This is a genomic window from Caldimonas caldifontis, from assembly GCF_002930615.1.
Taxonomy (GTDB): Bacteria; Pseudomonadota; Gammaproteobacteria; order Burkholderiales; family Burkholderiaceae_C; genus Caldimonas; species Caldimonas caldifontis.
The window spans coordinates 1-17,474 of the sequence record NZ_PSNX01000007.1 but is presented as its reverse complement, the minus strand read 5'-3'; the positions used below and the strand labels follow the sequence as shown (position 1 = coordinate 17,474).

15 protein-coding genes are annotated in these 17,474 nt (G+C 68.9%); 7 read left to right on the top strand and 8 right to left on the bottom strand.

Annotation, left to right across the window (positions count from 1 at the left end):
- Positions 1-718: 718 nt before the first annotated feature.
- The 5 genes from C1704_RS17445 to cbiB form a co-directional block, all read right to left on the bottom strand.
- Positions 719-1,330, bottom strand: coding sequence for a hypothetical protein (locus C1704_RS17445; RefSeq protein WP_146076057.1), 612 nt, complete (start codon positions 1,328-1,330; stop codon positions 719-721).
- Positions 1,331-1,347: 17 nt separating this feature from the next.
- Positions 1,348-2,082 (bottom strand): hypothetical protein, encoded by a 735-nt coding sequence (locus C1704_RS17440; RefSeq protein ID WP_146076056.1) that lies wholly within the window; start codon positions 2,080-2,082, stop codon positions 1,348-1,350.
- A 159-nt stretch (positions 2,083-2,241) separates the two neighbouring features.
- The gene (locus C1704_RS08720; protein WP_104302481.1) at positions 2,242-3,108 is read right to left on the bottom strand and encodes a cobalamin-binding protein; all 867 of its coding nucleotides are present in this window, start codon (positions 3,106-3,108) and stop codon (positions 2,242-2,244) included.
- A 47-nt stretch (positions 3,109-3,155) separates the two neighbouring features.
- Positions 3,156-4,193, bottom strand: a complete 1,038-nt coding sequence (locus C1704_RS08715; protein WP_245876429.1) for a threonine-phosphate decarboxylase — start codon at positions 4,191-4,193, stop codon at positions 3,156-3,158.
- Positions 4,190-5,155, bottom strand: a complete 966-nt coding sequence (cbiB, locus tag C1704_RS08710; protein WP_245876428.1) for an adenosylcobinamide-phosphate synthase CbiB — start codon at positions 5,153-5,155, stop codon at positions 4,190-4,192. The genes C1704_RS08715 and cbiB overlap by 4 nt, the downstream gene beginning before the upstream one ends.
- A 30-nt stretch (positions 5,156-5,185) precedes the next feature.
- Between cbiB and C1704_RS08705 the strand changes: the two genes are divergently transcribed.
- Positions 5,186-6,658 (top strand): cobyric acid synthase, encoded by a 1,473-nt coding sequence (locus C1704_RS08705; RefSeq protein ID WP_104302332.1) that lies wholly within the window; start codon positions 5,186-5,188, stop codon positions 6,656-6,658.
- A gap of 90 nt (positions 6,659-6,748) precedes the next feature.
- A complete protein-coding gene (locus C1704_RS08700; protein ID WP_211286907.1) occupies positions 6,749-7,702 on the top strand; it encodes an alpha/beta hydrolase in 954 nt (317 codons plus the stop codon).
- Here the strand turns inward: C1704_RS08700 and C1704_RS08695 are convergent.
- Positions 7,635-8,867: a TIGR03862 family flavoprotein gene (locus tag C1704_RS08695; protein ID WP_104302331.1), complete on the bottom strand. Its 1,233-nt coding sequence runs from the start codon at positions 8,865-8,867 to the stop codon at positions 7,635-7,637. The two genes, C1704_RS08700 and C1704_RS08695, sit on opposite strands and share 68 nt — an antisense overlap.
- Complete coding sequence (locus tag C1704_RS08690) at positions 8,867-10,600, bottom strand: thiamine pyrophosphate-binding protein (RefSeq protein ID WP_104302330.1); 1,734 nt, start codon at positions 10,598-10,600, stop codon at positions 8,867-8,869. The genes C1704_RS08695 and C1704_RS08690 overlap by 1 nt, the downstream gene beginning before the upstream one ends.
- A gap of 133 nt (positions 10,601-10,733) precedes the next feature.
- Between C1704_RS08690 and C1704_RS08685 the strand changes: the two genes are divergently transcribed.
- Positions 10,734-11,576 (top strand): alpha/beta fold hydrolase, encoded by an 843-nt coding sequence (locus C1704_RS08685; protein ID WP_170064656.1) that lies wholly within the window; start codon positions 10,734-10,736, stop codon positions 11,574-11,576.
- A 7-nt stretch (positions 11,577-11,583) separates the two neighbouring features.
- On the opposite strand, the gene C1704_RS08680 is transcribed toward C1704_RS08685, so the two are convergent.
- Entirely contained in the window at positions 11,584-12,849 is a 1,266-nt protein-coding gene (locus C1704_RS08680; protein ID WP_104302328.1) for an MFS transporter, read from the bottom strand.
- 65 nt (positions 12,850-12,914) lie between these two features.
- Between C1704_RS08680 and C1704_RS08675 the strand changes: the two genes are divergently transcribed.
- From C1704_RS08675 to nadC, 4 genes are all read left to right on the top strand, one after another.
- Positions 12,915-13,817: an AraC family transcriptional regulator gene (locus C1704_RS08675; RefSeq protein WP_104302327.1), complete on the top strand. Its 903-nt coding sequence runs from the start codon at positions 12,915-12,917 to the stop codon at positions 13,815-13,817.
- 117 nt (positions 13,818-13,934) lie between these two features.
- Complete coding sequence (locus C1704_RS08670; protein WP_104302326.1) at positions 13,935-15,272, top strand: roadblock/LC7 domain-containing protein; 1,338 nt, start codon at positions 13,935-13,937, stop codon at positions 15,270-15,272.
- Between the two features lie 94 nt (positions 15,273-15,366).
- Positions 15,367-16,479 carry a quinolinate synthase NadA gene (nadA, locus tag C1704_RS08665; protein ID WP_104302478.1) on the top strand — a complete coding sequence of 371 codons (1,113 nt, stop codon included), beginning with the start codon at positions 15,367-15,369 and terminating at the stop codon, positions 16,477-16,479.
- A 4-nt stretch (positions 16,480-16,483) separates the two neighbouring features.
- Positions 16,484-17,362 carry a carboxylating nicotinate-nucleotide diphosphorylase gene (gene nadC, locus C1704_RS08660; RefSeq protein ID WP_104302325.1) on the top strand — a complete coding sequence of 293 codons (879 nt, stop codon included), beginning with the start codon at positions 16,484-16,486 and terminating at the stop codon, positions 17,360-17,362.
- Positions 17,363-17,474 lie beyond the last annotated feature (112 nt).

The following is a 17,474-nucleotide window of genomic DNA, read 5'->3' as shown; positions in this document are numbered from 1 at the left end:
GTTTTGACATGCATAAAAAATCCCCTGAGGCTCCCCCGTTTGGTAGTGAGTATTTCCTCGGACGCACGTTGGACTGTACACCCCATCTCTAAACTTGACCATTTCCCACATTGGAACGCTGCTTGTACGACAGAGAAAATATCCGGATAGACCGATATTCGGCACTACAAGTTTAGTAAGTCGCATGTGAACTTTTACCAATGATCGATTTCCGCGTCCAGCCACCGCTCTCGTAAACGCAATCCTCCGTTGTGCAATGTTACTGCGCAACCCACCGACATGTCCGGGGGCAATGCCAAACCCAATTATTGGCTCATTACGTTCACCAGCACTGTTCGTTCGACTCCCCCAGTCCGAGTCGATATAGCAACCGGGGAGGTCACAGTACCAGAATCCGCCTGGGCTCAGAACATATGCGGGACCTTTCCCTGTAGCCGCAGCGTCATCGTAGTTGTAGTGATGAAACTTGAACTCATAACCCAGTCCCTGGGACTCAGGAAATGCAAAACGAGAGCTAGCACCCCATTCTACCGACATCGTCACAAATCGACTACGCCCATCAGTATCCACAATTCCACCCAACGAAAGTGGGAAGTATGAGTATTTCCCAGGAGGCCTGCTGCAGTCAACGGACTGTTCGAATGCAGCCTCTGCTGCAAATGCAAAAAGGAACAGCACAAAAAAGGCCGCCCATTTAATTTTACCCCTCTCCATGAAATCACCTTTCGCAAGAAGGAAGCATTCGCATACGGTCACCAATTATCTCAATCGAGATTATTTTCTCCGAATGGGCACGCCTAAATGCCTCGACATCTGAAACAAGCCCGCGAACCTCGATTGCACAATAATTGGAATCGCCCTCAGCTTCCTTTACAGAATTGGTGCCTTTATTATCTTGACCTCCAAGTTGGGCACTTTGTCGGCGACGAATCTCTCGAGCGGCTGGTAATTCCTCGCTTACTCGACTCAACTCGCCCGCCAGCTCCCTTCTAGAGTCGATGCTGAAGCCATAGACTCCGTCCAATGTTTCGCCCTGAAAGTAGACGGCACTCGTTGCCAACCGATGTGATCTCAAAAGGGTGAGCAGACGAGCGTTGTTCGGTCGATCGTTCGGCACAAACGTGATCAAGAAATACTCATTGACACGAACCGCTCTTCGTCTCTCTGATGCTGCCCTCCACTCGGCTTGTGCAGAATCAATTCTTCGCTGCCTCAATTCTTCGCGAATCAACCTCTCCTCGCGGCCACCTCCTATTCCAGATTCCTGCGCAATTGCTGCGGCGCCAACACAAAGGCCAAAAATAATCAAGATGGTCGCTGAAATCCCCATTTTTACTCCTCCTGGCGTTAGAATCCTGGACAATTTCTGTACCATCCCCATTGCCCCCAAAAATGGAACAATCGATTCTGCACTAGCCAGTCAGCATCGGCACAACTTAATGTGGAAGACGGTGCTGGCGCCCCGGCAGGAACCGGAGAGTTCACAATTGGGCGTGAGTAAATTGATGGATGACGGGGAATCGGAACGCCAACTTGCGTTTCGTTCCCCCCGTACCATGTATATTGCCGCGAGACAACCGGGATATCAACAATGCGACATGCTGCAGACCAATTAAATCCACCGCTGCAAGCAACACTGAACACCTGAAAACGAATTGTCAGATCATCAATGTACCCACCTTCATGGCGTGCATCAAGGACCCCTTCCAACCTAATTGTCTGAGACACACCAAGAACTGCCGCCTCCAGATAATCATTCAGATTAACTATGGTAACATCAAGACCAGAATTTCCGGCCGAATTGCTGGTTGCCACAAACCGAAAACCATATGTTTCCGAAGTGAATCCAACATAAATAATCTCATCTTCGATAAATTTTGTCTGTCTTAGAGAGACGGGACCACCAAGATTTGTAAGCAAGAATGAAACGTACAAGCCTTCTCGCGCGTCATAGTCACCAGATGCGGGGACGACAACTGGAGTTACAGAGACGTTGTACTGCGCTAGTCCTGTCAAAGGGAGAAGCAAGAGTATTGCAGCGCTTGCGCCCCTGCAAAGATAAAGAAATATCAGCAGCAGCATATCCCCCTCGTTTCATCTGATTTTTATATTATAAATGATCCAGCGATACAACAACCTATCGAGATCACTAGTCTCCGATTCACAGTACGGACATAATTTGGTGGCACCTGTCGGGTCCCCAACGACCCCGTCTGTGTGGGTTCCCCCGTGCCCCACGAATCAACGCCGCTTCCTCACCCCCTCCATCGCCTCACAAATCAACGCCGCCCCCTCCAGCACCCTTGGCGTGGGCCGGTTGATGAGGTCGCCGTTCACGTAGAACAGGTTGCCGCGCTGTACGGCGGTGAGGCGCGGGAAGCGTTTCCAGCCGTCGAGGCTGTCCACCGGGCGGTTGGAGTTGGTGGCGCCCATGCTGGCGGCGAACATGAATTCGGGGTTGGCTTGCAGCAGGGCTTCGTCGGACAGGGTGGGCACCAGGGGCTCCAGGGTGCCGAAGACGTTGACGCCGCCGCACAGGCGGATCACGTCGCTCACCATGTGGTCGTTGTTGAGCGTCTTCAGGGGCTGGCGCCACACTTGGTAGAAGGTGGTCACGGGCGGGCGGCCGGCATAACGTTCGCGCAGGGTTTGCAGTTCCTGGCGGTAGCGGCTTGCCGCTTGCGCGGCCTCGGTGTCGGTGCCCAGAAGACGCCCCAGGCGTTCCAGGGCGCCAGGGATGTCGTCGAGGCGGCGGGGGTCGCTTTCATAGACGGGGATGCCCAGGTTGCCGAGCTTTTCCAGTTGCCGGCGCGCGTTCCCGTGGCGCCACACCACGATCAGGTCGGGCTTCAGGGCGGCCACGGCTTCCAGGTCGACCGCCTTGTTGTCGCCCACGCGGCGGATGCGTTGCGCGGCCTCGGGGTAGTCGCTGAACTCGACCACGCCCACGAGCCGGTTGCCGCCGCCCACGGCGAACACGAGTTCGGTGCCGTGGGGCGTGAGGCTCACCACCCGCTGGGCCGGGCGCGGCAGGCTGACGGTGTGGCCCCGGTCGTCGGTGACGCTCACGGCTTGGGCCTGGGCTTGCACGCTCACGGACAAGCTCATCGCGAGGGTCAGGGCCCGGGTTGTGGCCAACAGCGCGTGGCGCAATGTCATGAAACCTCCCATTCCTGGTGTTGCAAGGCGGCCCCCAGGCGTTGCAGGCCGCCCTCGTCGGGCGGCAGGCCCAGCCGCACGGCATGGTAGCCGGGGCCCCCTTCAGGGCCGGGCAGTGAAAAGAGGCGCGTCCAGAGGCCCCGCCGGGCCAGCGCCTCGTGCAGCGCCGCGGCCTGCGGCGTGACCACGGTACGGAACAAGGCGGTGCCCCCACTGGGCAGGCCATGCCGGCCCAGCAACTGGGCCAACGCCCGGCTGCCTTGAGCCAGCCGGTCGCGCATGGTGTGCTGCCAGGCGGTGTCGCGCAGGGCCGCGGCGGCCAGTTGCAGGGCCACGCCGCCCACCGGCCAGGGGCCCAGTTCGGCGGCCAGGGCCTCGCGCCACGCCGCGCTCGCCACCACCGCCCCCACGCGCAGCCCCGCCAGGCCGTAGAACTTGCCGAGCGAACGCAGCACCACCACGTTGGGCAGGCCCAGCTGGGCATGGCTGGGTTCGCCGGTGGCGTCCAGGAAGGCTTCGTCGATGACGAGCAGGCGGCAGGCGTCGGCGAGGGCGCGCACGCGCGGCGCGTCGAAGGTGTCGCCGGTGGGGTTGTTGGGGCGGGCGATGACGATCACGTCGGCCGGCGTGTGCCCGAGCGTGGCGCTCGGCTGCAGGCTCACGGCATGCCCTTCCAGGGCCCAGCGTGCGGCATGTTCGCCATAGCCCGGCCACAGCACCTGCACCTGGGCCACGCCGTGATGACGCCGCCACAGCCGCGGCAGGGCCTGGATGGCGGCCTGCGAGCCCGGCACGGGCAGCGCGCCCAGGCCGTAGGCAGCATCGAAGGCAGCCTGCACTTGTGCATCGGGGCCGGGCAGGTCGTGCCAAGCAGCCTCGGGCAGCTTGGCCAGAGGCTCACGCACCGGCCAGGGCCAGGGGTTGATGCCGGTGGAGAGGTCCAGCCAGGGCTGGCCGCCCGGCGCGGGGCCGAAGCGTTCGATGGCGCGGTGCAGGTCGGCGCCGTGGGGAATGCGGGCAGGTGTGGGGATCACGCCACCGCCCCAGCCAGCAGTGCCAGCACGGTCAGCCCCAGCATCCACAGCGCCAGCACGCGGCCGAGCAGCACGCAGGCGCGGTGCACGTCGGCCGCGCGTGGCGAGGCGCCCTCGCCCAGCACGGGCCGGTCTTCCACGCGGCCGTGGTAGCGCGCGGCACCGCCCAGTTGCAGGGCCAGCGCGCCGGCGCCGGCGGCCATCACAGGGCCGGCGTTGGGGCTGTCCCACAAGGGGGCTTGTGCCCGCCAACAGCGCCAGGCGCGGCGGGTGTGGCCCAGCAGCGCGTAGCTGAAGGCGGTGGCGCGCGCGGGCAGCCAGTTCAGCACGTCGTCGATGCGCGCTGCAGCCCAGCCGAAGTGCAGGAAGCGTGGCGTGCGGTAGCCCCACATGGCATCGAGCGTGTTGGCCAGACGGTGCAGCAGCACGCCCGGCGCGCCGGCCACGGCAAACCAGAAGAGGCTGGCGAAGACGGCATCGCTACCGTTTTCGAGCGTGGACTCCACCGCGGCCGTGGCCACGCCGGCCTCATCCAAGGCACTGCAGTCGCGCGTGACGATGCGCTGCACGCTGCCGCGCGCGGTGGGCAGATCGTTCGCCTGCAGGGCCCGGCCCACGGGCCACACGTGTTCGAGCAGGCTGCGCAGGCCCAGCGCGGCGTACAGCACGATGCCGTCGAGCACCCAATGCCCCGCGTCGGGCATGGCCGCGCGCAGGGCCATGAAGGCGGCCAGCACCGGCAGCACGGCCAGGCTCCAGGCCAGGACGCCCCGCAGCTTCGACGAAGAGCGGTTGAGGCGACGCTCGATGACGTTGGCCCAGCGCCCAAAGCCCACCAGCGGATGCCAGCGCCTGGGCTCGCCCAGCACGGCGTCGAGCACCACACCCAGCCACAGGCTCCACAGCCAGCCGGGCTGGGTGAGCGCCAGGTCGAAAGGGAAGGAGGGAGGGACGAAGGACATGGGCAGGCCGGGCGAAATCATAATCGCGCGATGCCCTCCTTCTATCAACGCTTCCACGGCACGCTGATGGTGCAAGGCTGCACCAGCGATGCCGGCAAGTCGACCCTGGTGGCGGCGCTCGGCCGGCTCTTCCATCGGCACGGCCGGCGCGTGGCGCCCTTCAAGCCGCAGAACATGGCACTGAACTCGGCCGTGACGGCCGACGGCGGCGAGATCGGCCGCGCCCAGGCGCTGCAGGCCCAGGCCTGCGGGCTGGTACCGCACACCGACATGAACCCGGTGCTGCTCAAGCCCAACAGCGACACCGGCGCGCAGGTGATCATCCAGGGCCGCGCGCGCTTCAATGCCGATGCCATTGAATACCACGAGTACAAGCCGCTCGCGATGCCCTACGTGCTGGAGAGCTACGAGCGGCTGCGCGCCGCCCACGAGGTGGTGCTGGTGGAAGGCGCCGGCAGCCCGGCCGAGGTGAACCTGCGCGAGCGCGACATCGCCAACATGGGCTTTGCCGAAGCGGCGGACTGCCCAGTGATCCTGGTGGCCGACATCGACCGCGGCGGCGTCTTCGCTCACCTGCTGGGCACGCTCGATTGCCTGAGCGAGAGCGAACGCGAGCGCATCCGCGGATTCGTGATCAACCGCTTCCGCGGCGACGTGTCGCTGCTGGAGCCGGGCCTGCGCTGGCTGGAAACGCGCAGCGGCAAGCCCGTGCTGGGCGTGCTGCCCTACCTCACGGGCCTGATGCTCGATGCCGAAGACGCCCTGCCCCGCGAACGCCTGGCCAAGACGAGCGAGCAGCGCCTGCGCGTGGTGGTGCCGGTGCTGCCGCGCATCGCCAACCACACCGACGTGGATGCGCTGCGCATGCACCCGCAGGTGGAGTTGATCCTCGCCGGCCCCGGCCAGCCGCTGCCGCCGGCCGACCTGGTGGTGCTGCCGGGCAGCAAGAGCGTGCAGGCCGACCTGCGCACCCTGCGCGAACGCGGCTGGGACGCCGACCTCGCCCGCCACCTGCGCTATGGCGGCAAGCTGATTGCCATTTGCGGCGGCCTGCAGATGCTGGGCCGTGCGCTGCACGACCCGCAAGGCCTGGAGGGCCCGCCGGGTTCGATGCCGGGCCTGGGCTGGCTGGCCCTGGACACCACGCTCGCGCCCGAGAAGCAGCTGCGCCAGGTGCAAGGGCGCTTGCTGCCGGGTGGCGAAGCGGTGGTGGGCTACGAGATCCATGCCGGGGTGAGCACGGGCGCGGCGCTCGAGCATCCGTTGCTCGATCTGTCCGGCCGGCCCGATGGCGTGCGCGACCCCGGCGGGCAGATCCTCGCGACCTATGTGCACGGCCTCTTCGATGCGCCCGAGGCCCAGGCGGCGCTGCTGCGCTGGGCGGGGCTCGATGCGGCCACGTCCGTCGATGTGAACTTGCTGCGCGAAGCCAGCCTCGAACGCCTGGCCGATGCGGTGGCCGCCCACCTCAGCGACGAGGCCTGGGGCCGGGCGCTGGCCTAGCGGCGCCGCTTCACGATTCTTGACATCGGAGCCCCTTGCGCTTTGCAGGGCCCGCGCAAGATGCGGCCATCGTCACCCCTGGAGACCTGCATGAACCCGACCGTGAACCGCCGACGCCTGCTGATGGGCGGGCTGGGCCTGGCCGGCACCGCCCTGCTGGGCTGCGCCACGCCGGGCACCACACCCCCGCCCTCCCTCACCCCGGCGGACACGGCCCCCCAGGTCGATCGGGACCTGGCCTATGGCCCCCACCCGCGGCAGATCCTGGACGTTTACCGGCCCGCCGGCCAGACGAGCGGCGCCCTCATCGTGATGGTGCACGGCGGGGCCTGGCGCTTCGGCGACAAGGCGCTGGGCCGGGTGGTCCGGCACAAGGTGGAACGCTGGCTGCCGCAGGGCCATGTCGTCGTCTCGACCAACTACCGGCTGCTGCCCGAGGCCGACCCGCTGGAACAGGCTCGCGACGTGGCCCGAGCGCTGGCCTTCGTGCAGGCCCAGGCGGGCCGCTGGGGGGCCGACCCCGAACGGCTCGTGCTGATGGGCCATTCCGCCGGGGCCCATCTGGCTGCGCTGCTGACGGCCGACCGGGGCCTGGCCCGCGCGCACGGCGTGCGGCCCTGGGCCGGCACGGTGTCGCTCGACAGCGCGGCGCTGGACGTGCCGGCCCTGATGCAGGACCGACCGCTGCGCCTGTACCGCAACGCCTTCGGCGACGACCCGCGCTACTGGCGTCAGGTGTCGCCGGTGCATCAGCTGCAGCCCCGGCCCGCCCCGCTGCTGCTGGTGCATGCCGCGCGGCGCGAGGACGCGCGCGACCAGAACCAGCGCATGGCCCAGGCGGTGCAGCAGGCCGGCGGGCGTGCGGTGCTGCAGGCCGTGGCCCTGTCGCACAGCGACATCAACAGCGAACTGGGCCGCCCGGGGCCTTACACCGACGCGGTAGAGGCCTTCATGGCCTCGGTGGGGGTGCTGGGGTTCACGCGGCGCCCAGCCAGCGCGCCGCCCCCTCACCGGCCCAACGGCCACTGGCAAAGCAGGCTGTGAGCAGGTAGCCCCCGGTGGGGGCTTCCCAGTCGAGCATCTCGCCAGCGCAGAACACGCCGGGCACCGGGCGCAGCATCAGGTGCTCATCGAGGCTGTCGAAACCCACGCCCCCGGCGGTGCTGATGGCTTCGTCCAGCGGGCGTGGCGACACCAGGCGCAGGGGCAAGGCCTTGAGCGTGGCCGCCACGGCGACCGGCTCGTCCTTGGCCGAGGGGCCCAGCACCTCGTGCAGCAGCGCCACCTTCAGGCCCTTGAGGCCCAGGCGGCTTTGCAGATGGCTGGCCCACGAGCGCGAGCCGCGCGGGTGCGCCACCTCGGCCAGCACCCGTTCGGCCGGCCAGTCGGGCATCAGGTCAAGGTGGATGTCCACCGAGCCACGCACCGCGATGGCCTCGCGCAGCACGCTCGACGCCGCATAGACCAGGCTGCCCTCGATGCCGGTGTCCGTGAGCACGAATTCGCCCTGGCGCACCCAGCGTTCGCCGCGGCCGGTGTCCACGCTCAGCACCACGGGCTTGACGGGCTGGCCGGCGAAGCGGCTGCGCAGGTGCTCGGACCAGCCCGGCGCCACGTCGAAACCGCAGTTGGCAGGCAGCAGCGGCTGCACGGCCACACCGCGCTCGACCAACCAGGGCACCCAGGCGCCGTCCGACCCCAGGCGCGACCAGCTGCCACCGCCCAGCGCCAGCACCACGGCATCGGGTTGCACCACGGTGCTCCCAGTGGGCGTGTCCATGGTCAGCCCACGCTCGCCCGCCCAACCCGTCCACCGGTGGCGCATGTGGAAGCGCACCCCGGCTTCGCGCAGACGGTGCAGCCAGGCCCGCAGCAACGGTGCGGCCTTCATGTCCTTGGGGAAGATGCGCCCCGAGCTGCCGACGAAGGTGTCGATGCCCAGGCCCTGGGCCCAGGTGCGCAGTGCATCGGCCCCGAAGGCCTCCAGCCAGGGGGCCACAGCGGCGCGCCGCTCGCCATAGCGGCCCAGGAAGGCCTGCGGCGGCTCGGAATGCGTGAGGTTGAGCCCACCCTTGCCGGCGAGCAGGAACTTGCGGCCGGCCGAGGGCATGCGGTCGTAGACATCCACCGCCACACCGGCCTGGCTCAGTGTCTCGGCGGCCATCAGGCCGGCCGGGCCGGCCCCCACCACCGCCACACGTTGCGCCATCAGGCCCCCGATGCTTGGGCCGCGGCGCGCAACGCGCTGAGCGTGGTGCGGCTGGTGATGACCTCGGCGTCGAGCTTCAGGTGCAGCAGCGTGGGCGTGTGGCGCGCCAGCGCGGCGCGGAAGGCCGGCTCGAAGTCTTCGGTGCGGTCGATGCGCGCGGCCTCCCAGCCGTGGGCCCGGGCCAGCATCGCAAAGTCGGGGTTGAACAGGTCACTGCCCGACACCCGGCCCGGGAACTCGCGTTCCTGGTGCATGCGGATGGTGCCGTAGGTGCCATTGTCCACCACCAGCACGACCAGCGGCCCCGACTGTGCGTTGCGGTAGCCCGCGGCCGTGGCCAGCTCCTGCCCGGTCATCAGGAAGTCGCCGTCACCCGCCATGTTGATCACCGTGCGCCCGGGCTGCAGCAGGCTGGCCGCGATGGCCGCCGGCACGCCATAGCCCATGGCGCCCGAGGTGGGCGCCAGCTGGGTGCGCTGCCCGCTGGCCAGCCCGCCGTACTCGCAATAGCGGTGCAGCCAGCCCGAGTAGTTGCCCGCGCCGTTGGTGAACACTGCGTCGCTGCGGCCCATCTCGCGCAGCACGCGCTGCATGCTTTTCACCACCTCGGCCAGGTCCATGGGCCCGGGCGGCGGGGTCGAGACGCGGTTGGCCTCGCGGTCGGCGCGCGCACCCGCCGTCCAGTCGCTCCACGGCAATGGCGAAGGCGCTGCCAGGCTGGCCAGGGCCGGGGCCGCGCAGGCCATCGAGGCCTGCACCAGGAGGTCGGCGGCGTAGACGCGGCCCAGCTCCTCGGCCCCGGCGTGGATGTGAATGAGCTGCTGGCGCGGCCGCGGCGCCTCGATCAGCGTGTAGCCGCCGGTGGTCATCTCGCCCAGGCGTGGGCCCACGGCGAGGATCAGGTCGGCCTCACGCACACGCTGCGCGAGCTTCGGGTTGATGCCGATGCCCACGTCACCCGCGTACAACGGGTGGGTGTTGTCGAAAAGGTCCTGGAAGCGGAAGGCGCAGCTCACGGGCAGCTGCCAGTCCTCGGCGAAGCGCTGCAGGGCCTGGCAGGCGGCCGGCGTCCAGCCGCTGCCACCCGCGATCACCAAGGGCCGATGTGCCGCCACCAGCATCTCGCGGATGCGACGCAGCGCGCCCGGTGTGGGCCAGGCCTGGGCCGGCTCCACGCGCGGCAACACGGGCGCGTCGGTGGACTGCATCAGCATGTCTTCCGGCAGCGCCAGCACCACCGGGCCCGGACGGCCCTGCATCGCCACATGGAAGGCACGGGCGACGTACTCGGGCAGCCGCTCGGGGCGGTCCACCTCGGCCACCCATTTGGCAAAGCCGCCAGTGCTGGGGCCGAACATGGCGCGGTAGTCCACTTCCTGGAAGGCCTCGCGGTCGCGGAAGTCGCTGCCCACCTGGCCCACGAACAGGATCATCGGCGTGGAGTCCTGGTAGGCCGTGTGCAGGCCGATGCTGGCGTTGGTGGCGCCGGGGCCGCGGGTGACGAAGCAGATGCCCGGGCGCCCGGTGAGCTTGCCCTGGGCCTCGGCCATGAAGGCGGCCCCACCCTCCTGACGGCAGGCAATGAAGCGGATGCGGTCGCGGTGCTCATGGAAGCCGTCCAGCACGGCCAGGAAGCTTTCGCCGGGCACGCCAAAGGCGGTGTCCACGCCCTGGGCCACCAGGGCCTCTACCAGGGCATGGCCCGCCAGGCGGGAAGCCGGTGTTGCGCTCATGTCTTCACTCCAGATGTCCAGAATGGCCGGATTATCCCGGCCCCCCTGCTCAGGGTGTGATGTCTTGACGCCAAACTTGGTGGGCCCAGAATGCCTCCCCCATGGCCCCGCATTCCGCCCGCCCCCTGCCCTGATGAGCCTGCATCACATTGAAGTGCCCGGCGTGACGCTGTGCGTGGACGACATCGGCCAGGGCGAGCCCCTGTTGCTGCTGCCCGGCATGCTGTGCGACACCTCGCTGTTCGAGGCCCAGGCCCATGCGCTGGCCCGCCACGCCCGCGTGCTGCGGCTGGACTGGCGCGGCCACGGCTTCAGCACCGGCCCGCACCAGACCCGATGGGATCTGTCCCGTCTGGTGGAAGACGTGCATGCGGTGTGCCAGTCGCTGCAACTCGACCGCGTGAACCTGGTCGGCTTCAGCCTGGGCGGCATGGTGGCCCTGCGCTACGCCCTGGCCCATCCCACGCGCGTGCGCTCGCTGGCCCTGCTCAACACCAGCGGCAGCCGGGAAGACCTGGGGCGGCGGCTGCGCTTTCTGGTCCTGTCGCGCCTGGCCGGCCTGCTGGGCCCTCACCCCGCGCTCACGGCCCTGGCCGCGCGCGAGATGTTCGCCCCTCATTTCCGCCGCCACGCCCGCGACACCGTGGTCGCCTGGCGCCGCGCGATCGAAAAGCTCGACCCCGGCGTGGTGCGCGGGGTGGTGCGCATGGTGGCGCAGCGCGGCGACGTGCTGCGCGAGGCCCAGCGCCTGCGCGGCCTGCCCAGCCTGGTGCTGAGCAGCGGACGCGACCTCACCGCCCCGCCCGCACATGGGCATGCGCTTGCCCGCGCGCTGGCGGCGCATGAAGTGGTGCTGGCCGACGCCGGCCACGCCAGCCCGCTGGAAGAGCCCGACCTGGTGTTGCAGGTGCTCGACGGGTTCTGGCGCGCCCACGGCGTGCTGCCGCCGCGCCTGACGATGGCGCTGGCAGCCTGATTCCGGCTCAGGCCGCAGCCGCCACGCTTGCCTTGCGGCTGGCTGCCACGCGGGTGCCCACCCAGGTGGCCGATACCACGGCAAACACCAGCGAGAAGGCCGCCGCGTAGAAGATGCTGGAGGCCTCGCCCCGGTCCATCATCGCCCCCAGCAGGGGCGGCGCCACGGCAAAGCCCAGGTCGAGGCCCGAATAGACGGTGCCATAGACACGGCCGGTGGCACCCGGCGGGGCCGCGCGCTTGATCAGCATGTCGCGCGAAGGTCCGGCGATGCCCGTGCCCAGGCCCGCCACCGCTGCCACCAGCACCGCCACCGTGCCTGGCAGCCAGCCCAGGCCCACCAGGGCCAGCAGCACCCCCGAGCCCACCAGGCACACGGCGATGGTGCGCTCCAGCCGGTCCACCTTGGCCACCAGGAAGCCGCCGATCACCATGCCGGCCGCGCCGGCCAGCATGTAGCCCGTCACCACCAGCGACGTCACCGCCAGCGGCAGGCCGTAGAGCGTCTGCAGTGCCGGGCTCGCAAAGCTCTGGATGGCGCTCAGCGCGCAGGTGGTCCAGAAGAAGAAGGAGAAGCACAGCCACACCGAGGGCAGCTTCAGGAAGGCCATGGGGTGTTCCGGCGTTGCCCCCGGCGCCACCGGCTTGGCCGGGTTGGCCCACTGACCCTGGCGATCGTCCAGCGCCTCGCGGTGCCACACCATCATCAGCAGCACCAGTGCTGCCAGCAGGGCCGCCCCCGCGCAGGCCAGGCGCCAAGAGCCCGTGGCGGTGGTGATGCCGGCCATGAAGACGGGTGCTGCCGCCCAGCCCAGGTTACCCGTGATGCCATGCACCGAGAAGGCATGCCCCAGCCGGGGCTGGGACACCCGCTTGTTCAGGATGGTGAAGTCCACCGGGTGGAAAGGTGCGTTGCCCAGACCGGCCAGGGCCGCAGCCAGCATCAGGCCGGCATAGTTCGGCGCCCAGGCTGCGGCGAGCGCGGCCGCCACGAAGCAGGCCAGCGCCGCAAAGAGCACGGGGCGCGCACCGACACGGTCCACCAGGAAGCCCGCCAGCGCCTGGCCCACGCCGGAGATGATGAAGAACACCGACACCAGCAGGCCCAGCTGCGAGTAGTTCAGGCTGAAGTCGCTGATGAGCCACGGGAACAGCGGCGGCAGCAGCATGTGGAAGAAGTGCGAGGTGCCATGGGCCAGCCCCACCAGACTGATGGTGCGGGCGTCCTGGCGAAGCGGGGGGGCGCCCGGGGCGCCGGAAGTCATCGTGCTCATGGCCCTGATGGTAGGCAGGCCAGGCTCGGCAGGTTTACGATAGCAGGCCAAGTTCTGTCGCAAATATGCCAAACCCAGCCCGCTCGCCCACCACCCGGGGCCTGTCCTACGTGGGGCCGCTCACGCCCCACCTCTACGAGCCCGGCCCCGAGCGCCCGGTACGGGCCAAGCTGCACCACCTGCGCGCCGACACCCAGGTCGTGCCCCACAGCCACCCCTGGGCCCAGCTGGCCATCTCCACCACCGGCGTCACCCGCCTGACCGTGGCCCAGGGCAGCTACATCGTGCCGCCGTCGCGCGCGCTGTGGATCCCGCCGGGCGTCGAACACGCGGTCACCGTGGTGGAGGACGCCGACCTGCGCACCCTCTACCTCCACCAGGCACCGGGCCGTTGCGGCCCCGGCGTGGCGCCTGAGGACGAGACGCGCTGGCGCGACTGCCGCGTGCTGGAGGTCTCGAGCCTGCTGCGCGCCCTGGTGCTGGACATGGACACGCGACCCGACAATGCCGCCCCCCTGAGCGCCGAGGAACTGGCACGCGAGCGCCTGCTGGGCGCCCTGGTGCAGGACGAACTGCGACGCGCCCCGGCCGTGCGCCTGGGCGTGGACCTGCCCCACGACAAGCGCCTGCGCCACCTGTGCGAGGCCGTGCTGGCCGATCCCACCCGCCACGACACCCTGGAGGCCTGGGCCCGTGACACGGGCGCCAGCCCGCGTACGGTGGCGCGTCTCTTCCGCGAGGAACTGGGCACCACCTTCACACAATGGCGCCAGCAGGTGGTGCTGGCGCATGCCGTTTCGCTGGCCGCCTCGCGCCGGCCCATGGGCCAGATCGCCAGCGAGCTGGGCTACAGCCCCAGCGCCTTCAGCGCCATGGTGCGCCGGGCCATGGGCTGCTCGCCGCGCGAGCTCTTTGCCCCCCAGGCCCACGGCGCTGCTTCGGTGCCCCAACGCCCCAGGCGCGCCTGAGCGACGCCATCCATCGTCGCGATCCGACCGTTCGCGAGGGCCTTACAAATCGATGCTCGCACGAGGCCGGAGTGCCGCCTACACTGGCTTCATCCATCGCACCCGAGGAGCCTCGCCATGCTGACCTCCCTGTTCGGTGATCTGAACCCCCTGGGCACGACGCCCGGGCGCAGCATACGGCGACCCAATGCCCGTGACGGCGCCGACTTCGCCGCCACTGCCATCCTCGAGAGCACGGCCACCGAGGTCAACGACCGCGGGCACATGGTCGACAAGCACACGCGCGACCTTTTCATCGTGGGCTCGCCCGCCGAAGCCATCCGCCAGCACATGGCCGCCGCGCGCGCCGACATGGACAGCGCCACCCGGCAGATCACCCTGCACGACCCGGCGCGCATGTGGGCCGGCGGCGTGGTCAAAGCCCTGTCCGATGCGTCCGGCCAGCCCATCGAGCGGCTGCACCTGCGCCACCAGAGCACGCTGGCCTCCATCGCCCTGATCGAGCGCACAGCCCTGCCACGTCGCGTGGAGGACCCGCTGAAGGTGTACACGGCCGACGTGCGCGACGCCAGCACCGAAGCCCAGGCCATCCCCATCGCGCTGATGGAACGCAGCCACCTGACGGCCGTGATCATGGCGCCTATGCCCGAGTCGCTCTTCGACGAGATCGTGGCCACGCTCAACGCCGCCTCTCACGGCGACAACTGGCACTGTCCGCATCTGCTCTTCCTGCTCTCGGCCCCGGTGGCGCCGCTGGCCTCGCACATCGCCTCGGTGGCCTGGCCCGCCTCGCTCAACGTGATGGTCAGCACCGAACCCATGACCAGCGCCTCGGGCGTGTGGAATTCGGTGCTCAACACCTGGAACCGCGTGAAGCACCTGCACCAGGGCTCCGAGGCGCGGCTGCGCGCCCCCACCCTGCCGGGCGGCGGCTTTCCCATCCGCGTGGGCGACCTCATCATTCCCGAGGCCCCCGTCGAAGAAGACGCCTCGTCCGCCGAGAACCGCCCCGCCCTCACCCCGCTGCCCGAGGTGCGCGAACTGGGGCCCGCCCGCCTGGTGGTCGATGGCCTGCGCACCACCATCGACGAAGCTCGCGTGCTGCGCGTGCTCGAGCAGCTCATGCGCATCGAAGGCGTGATCGGCAGTTGCGTGGTGGATGTCACCACCGGCCTTGTGCTGGGCCAGCAGCTCGCCGAGGACATCGACGACCTGTCGCTCGACATGGCTGCCGCCACGGCCACCGAAGTGCTCAAGGCGCATCGCCGTGCGGCCCGCGACATGGGCGGCGACCGCGTGGATGAAGTCATCGTCACGCTCGGCCGGCGCCAGCAGATCCTGCGCTGCGTGAACAGCCACGCCGACCTCTTCCTGCTGGTCGTCCTCGACAAGCAGCGCACCAACCTCGCCCTGGCCCGCTTCCGGGTGATGGACGGCGAAAAGCTGCTCGCCTGAGCCTCCTGCGGGGCCGGCGACGCGGCGGCCGCTGGGCTACCATGCAGGCCTGAGCCCTCATTTTTTGCGGGCCGCCCCGGCGGCCCTGGCCACCATGGAATCCGTCATCTACGACTACACGCGCCAGGACGCCCAGGGCGCGAGCTGCACTGCCCATGCCTGGGCGAAGGTGCCCGAGCCGCTGAGCCCGGCCGAACGCGAAACCACCCGCGAACGCATCCGCCAGCTGTTGGCCGAGCGCGATGCCGTGCTCATCGCCCACTACTACGTCGACGGCGACATCCAGGACCTCGCCCTGGAGACCGGCGGCTGCGTGTCCGACTCGCTGGAGATGGCCCGCTTCGGGCGCGACCACACCGCGCGCACCCTCATCGTGGCCGGCGTGCGTTTCATGGGCGAGACGGCCAAGATCCTGTCGCCCGACAAGACCGTCCTGATGCCCGACCTGGACGCCACCTGCTCGCTCGACCTGGGCTGCCCGCCCGACGAATTCGCCGCCTTCTGCGACGCCCACCCCGACCGCAAGGTCGTGGTCTACGCCAACACCAGTGCGGCCGTGAAGGCCCGCGCCGACTGGATGGTGACCAGCTCCTGCGCCCTGGCCATCGTGCGCCACCTCAAGGAGCAAGGCCACAAGATCCTCTGGGCGCCCGACCGACACCTGGGCCGCTACATCCAGGAGGAAACCGGCGCCGACATGCTGCTGTGGAACGGTGCCTGCATCGTGCACGACGAGTTCAAGGGCGTCGAGCTGGAACTGCTGCGCAAGGAGCATCCCAACGCCCAGGTGCTGGTGCACCCGGAATCGCCGCGCAGCGTGGTCGAGCAGGCCGACGTGGTGGGCTCCACCAGCCAGCTGCTCAAGGCGGTGGTGGAAGGCAAGGCCCCCGAGTACATCGTGGCCACCGACAACGGCATCCTGCACCGCATGCGCCAGCTGGCGCCGGGCAAGACGCTGATCGAGGCCCCCACCGCCGGCAGCGGCGCCACCTGCAAGAGCTGCGCGCACTGCCCCTGGATGGCGATGAACGCCCTCCAGGGCGTGCTGGCCTGCCTGGAGGGTGGCACCGGCGAGATCACCGTGCCCGAACCCGTGCGCAGCCAGGCCCTGGGCTGCATCGACCGCATGCTCGACTTCGTCGCCCGCAACCCCTCGGCCATCGCCCAGCCGCAGCAGGGTTTCGTGCGCCACCTCGGAGCCGCCTGAGCCCATGTTCGATCACAACGAAACCCTGGCCGAGGCCCGGGCGCGCAACGTGCGCGAGGCGCTGTTCGAAGACGTGGGACAACGCGACTGGACGGCCGAGCTCGTGCCGGCCGCGCAGCGGGTGCGCGCGCGGGTTCTGCTGCGCGAAGCCGCCGTGCTGTGCGGGCGCGAGTGGTTCGATGCCTGCATGCACGCGGTCGATCCGGTCATCACCGTGCGCTGGGCCGTCGAGGAAGGCGCCGATGTCGCGGCCAACACGGTCGTCTGCCACATCGAGGCCCCCGCCCGCGCCTTGCTCACCGCCGAGCGCCCGGCGCTGAATTTCCTGCAGATGCTGTCGGCCACGGCCACCCTCACCCGCGCCCACGTGAAGGCCATCGAGGGCGCCTCGCCCAACCCGCGGGGCTGCGCCATCCTCGACACGCGCAAGACCCTGCCCGGCCTGCGCCTGGCCCAGAAGTACGCCGTGCGCGTGGGTGGTGGCCAGAACCAGCGCCTGGCCCTCTATGACGGCATCCTGATCAAGGAAAACCACATCGCCGCCGCCGGCGGTGTCACGGCCGCGCTGCGCAACGCCCAGGCCCTGGTGCGCGAAGCCGGTGCCAGCATCGGCATCCAGATCGAGGTGGAAACGCTCGAGCAACTCGACGAAGCCCTGCTGGCCGGCGCCGAGAGCATCCTGCTCGACAACTTCGACCTCGACCGCATGCGCCAGGCCGTGGCGCTGAACGCCGGCCGCGCGCTGCTGGAGGTGTCGGGCAGCGTGCAGCTCGACCAGGTGCGCGCCATTGCGGCCACCGGCGTCGATCGCATCTCGATCGGCCGGCTCACGAAGGACGTGAAGGCCGTGGACTTCTCGATGCGAGTGATCGAGCGGCTCTGACCCCCCTCACTCAGGGGGCCACTCAAGGGGCCCACCCCTGCCCTGACGGCCCGAACGGCGGCCACGGCGGCGCGTCTGTCACACCCTGTTTCCAAGAGCCCATGGGCAGGGC

Excerpts from the sequence above, each read along its gene's own strand:
- C1704_RS08685 (WP_170064656.1), top strand. The coding sequence starts at position 10,734 with ATGAGCCTGCATCACATTGAAGTGCCCGGCGTGACGCTGTGCGTGGAC.
- C1704_RS08695 (WP_104302331.1), bottom strand. The coding sequence starts at position 8,867 with ATGGCGCAACGTGTGGCGGTGGTGGGGGCCGGCCCGGCCGGCCTGATG.
- C1704_RS08690 (WP_104302330.1), bottom strand. The coding sequence starts at position 10,600 with ATGAGCGCAACACCGGCTTCCCGCCTGGCGGGCCATGCCCTGGTAGAG.
- C1704_RS08675 (WP_104302327.1), top strand. The coding sequence starts at position 12,915 with ATGCCAAACCCAGCCCGCTCGCCCACCACCCGGGGCCTGTCCTACGTG.
- C1704_RS08705 (WP_104302332.1), top strand. The coding sequence starts at position 5,186 with ATGCCCTCCTTCTATCAACGCTTCCACGGCACGCTGATGGTGCAAGGC.
- C1704_RS08700 (WP_211286907.1), top strand. The coding sequence starts at position 6,749 with ATGAACCCGACCGTGAACCGCCGACGCCTGCTGATGGGCGGGCTGGGC.
- C1704_RS17445 (WP_146076057.1), bottom strand. The coding sequence starts at position 1,330 with ATGGGGATTTCAGCGACCATCTTGATTATTTTTGGCCTTTGTGTTGGC.
- nadC (WP_104302325.1), top strand. The coding sequence starts at position 16,484 with ATGTTCGATCACAACGAAACCCTGGCCGAGGCCCGGGCGCGCAACGTG.
- nadA (WP_104302478.1), top strand. The coding sequence starts at position 15,367 with ATGGAATCCGTCATCTACGACTACACGCGCCAGGACGCCCAGGGCGCG.
- C1704_RS08670 (WP_104302326.1), top strand. The coding sequence starts at position 13,935 with ATGCTGACCTCCCTGTTCGGTGATCTGAACCCCCTGGGCACGACGCCC.
- C1704_RS17440 (WP_146076056.1), bottom strand. The coding sequence starts at position 2,082 with ATGCTGCTGCTGATATTTCTTTATCTTTGCAGGGGCGCAAGCGCTGCA.
- C1704_RS08680 (WP_104302328.1), bottom strand. The coding sequence starts at position 12,849 with ATGAGCACGATGACTTCCGGCGCCCCGGGCGCCCCCCCGCTTCGCCAG.
- cbiB (WP_245876428.1), bottom strand. The coding sequence starts at position 5,155 with ATGTCCTTCGTCCCTCCCTCCTTCCCTTTCGACCTGGCGCTCACCCAG.
- C1704_RS08720 (WP_104302481.1), bottom strand. The coding sequence starts at position 3,108 with ATGAGCTTGTCCGTGAGCGTGCAAGCCCAGGCCCAAGCCGTGAGCGTC.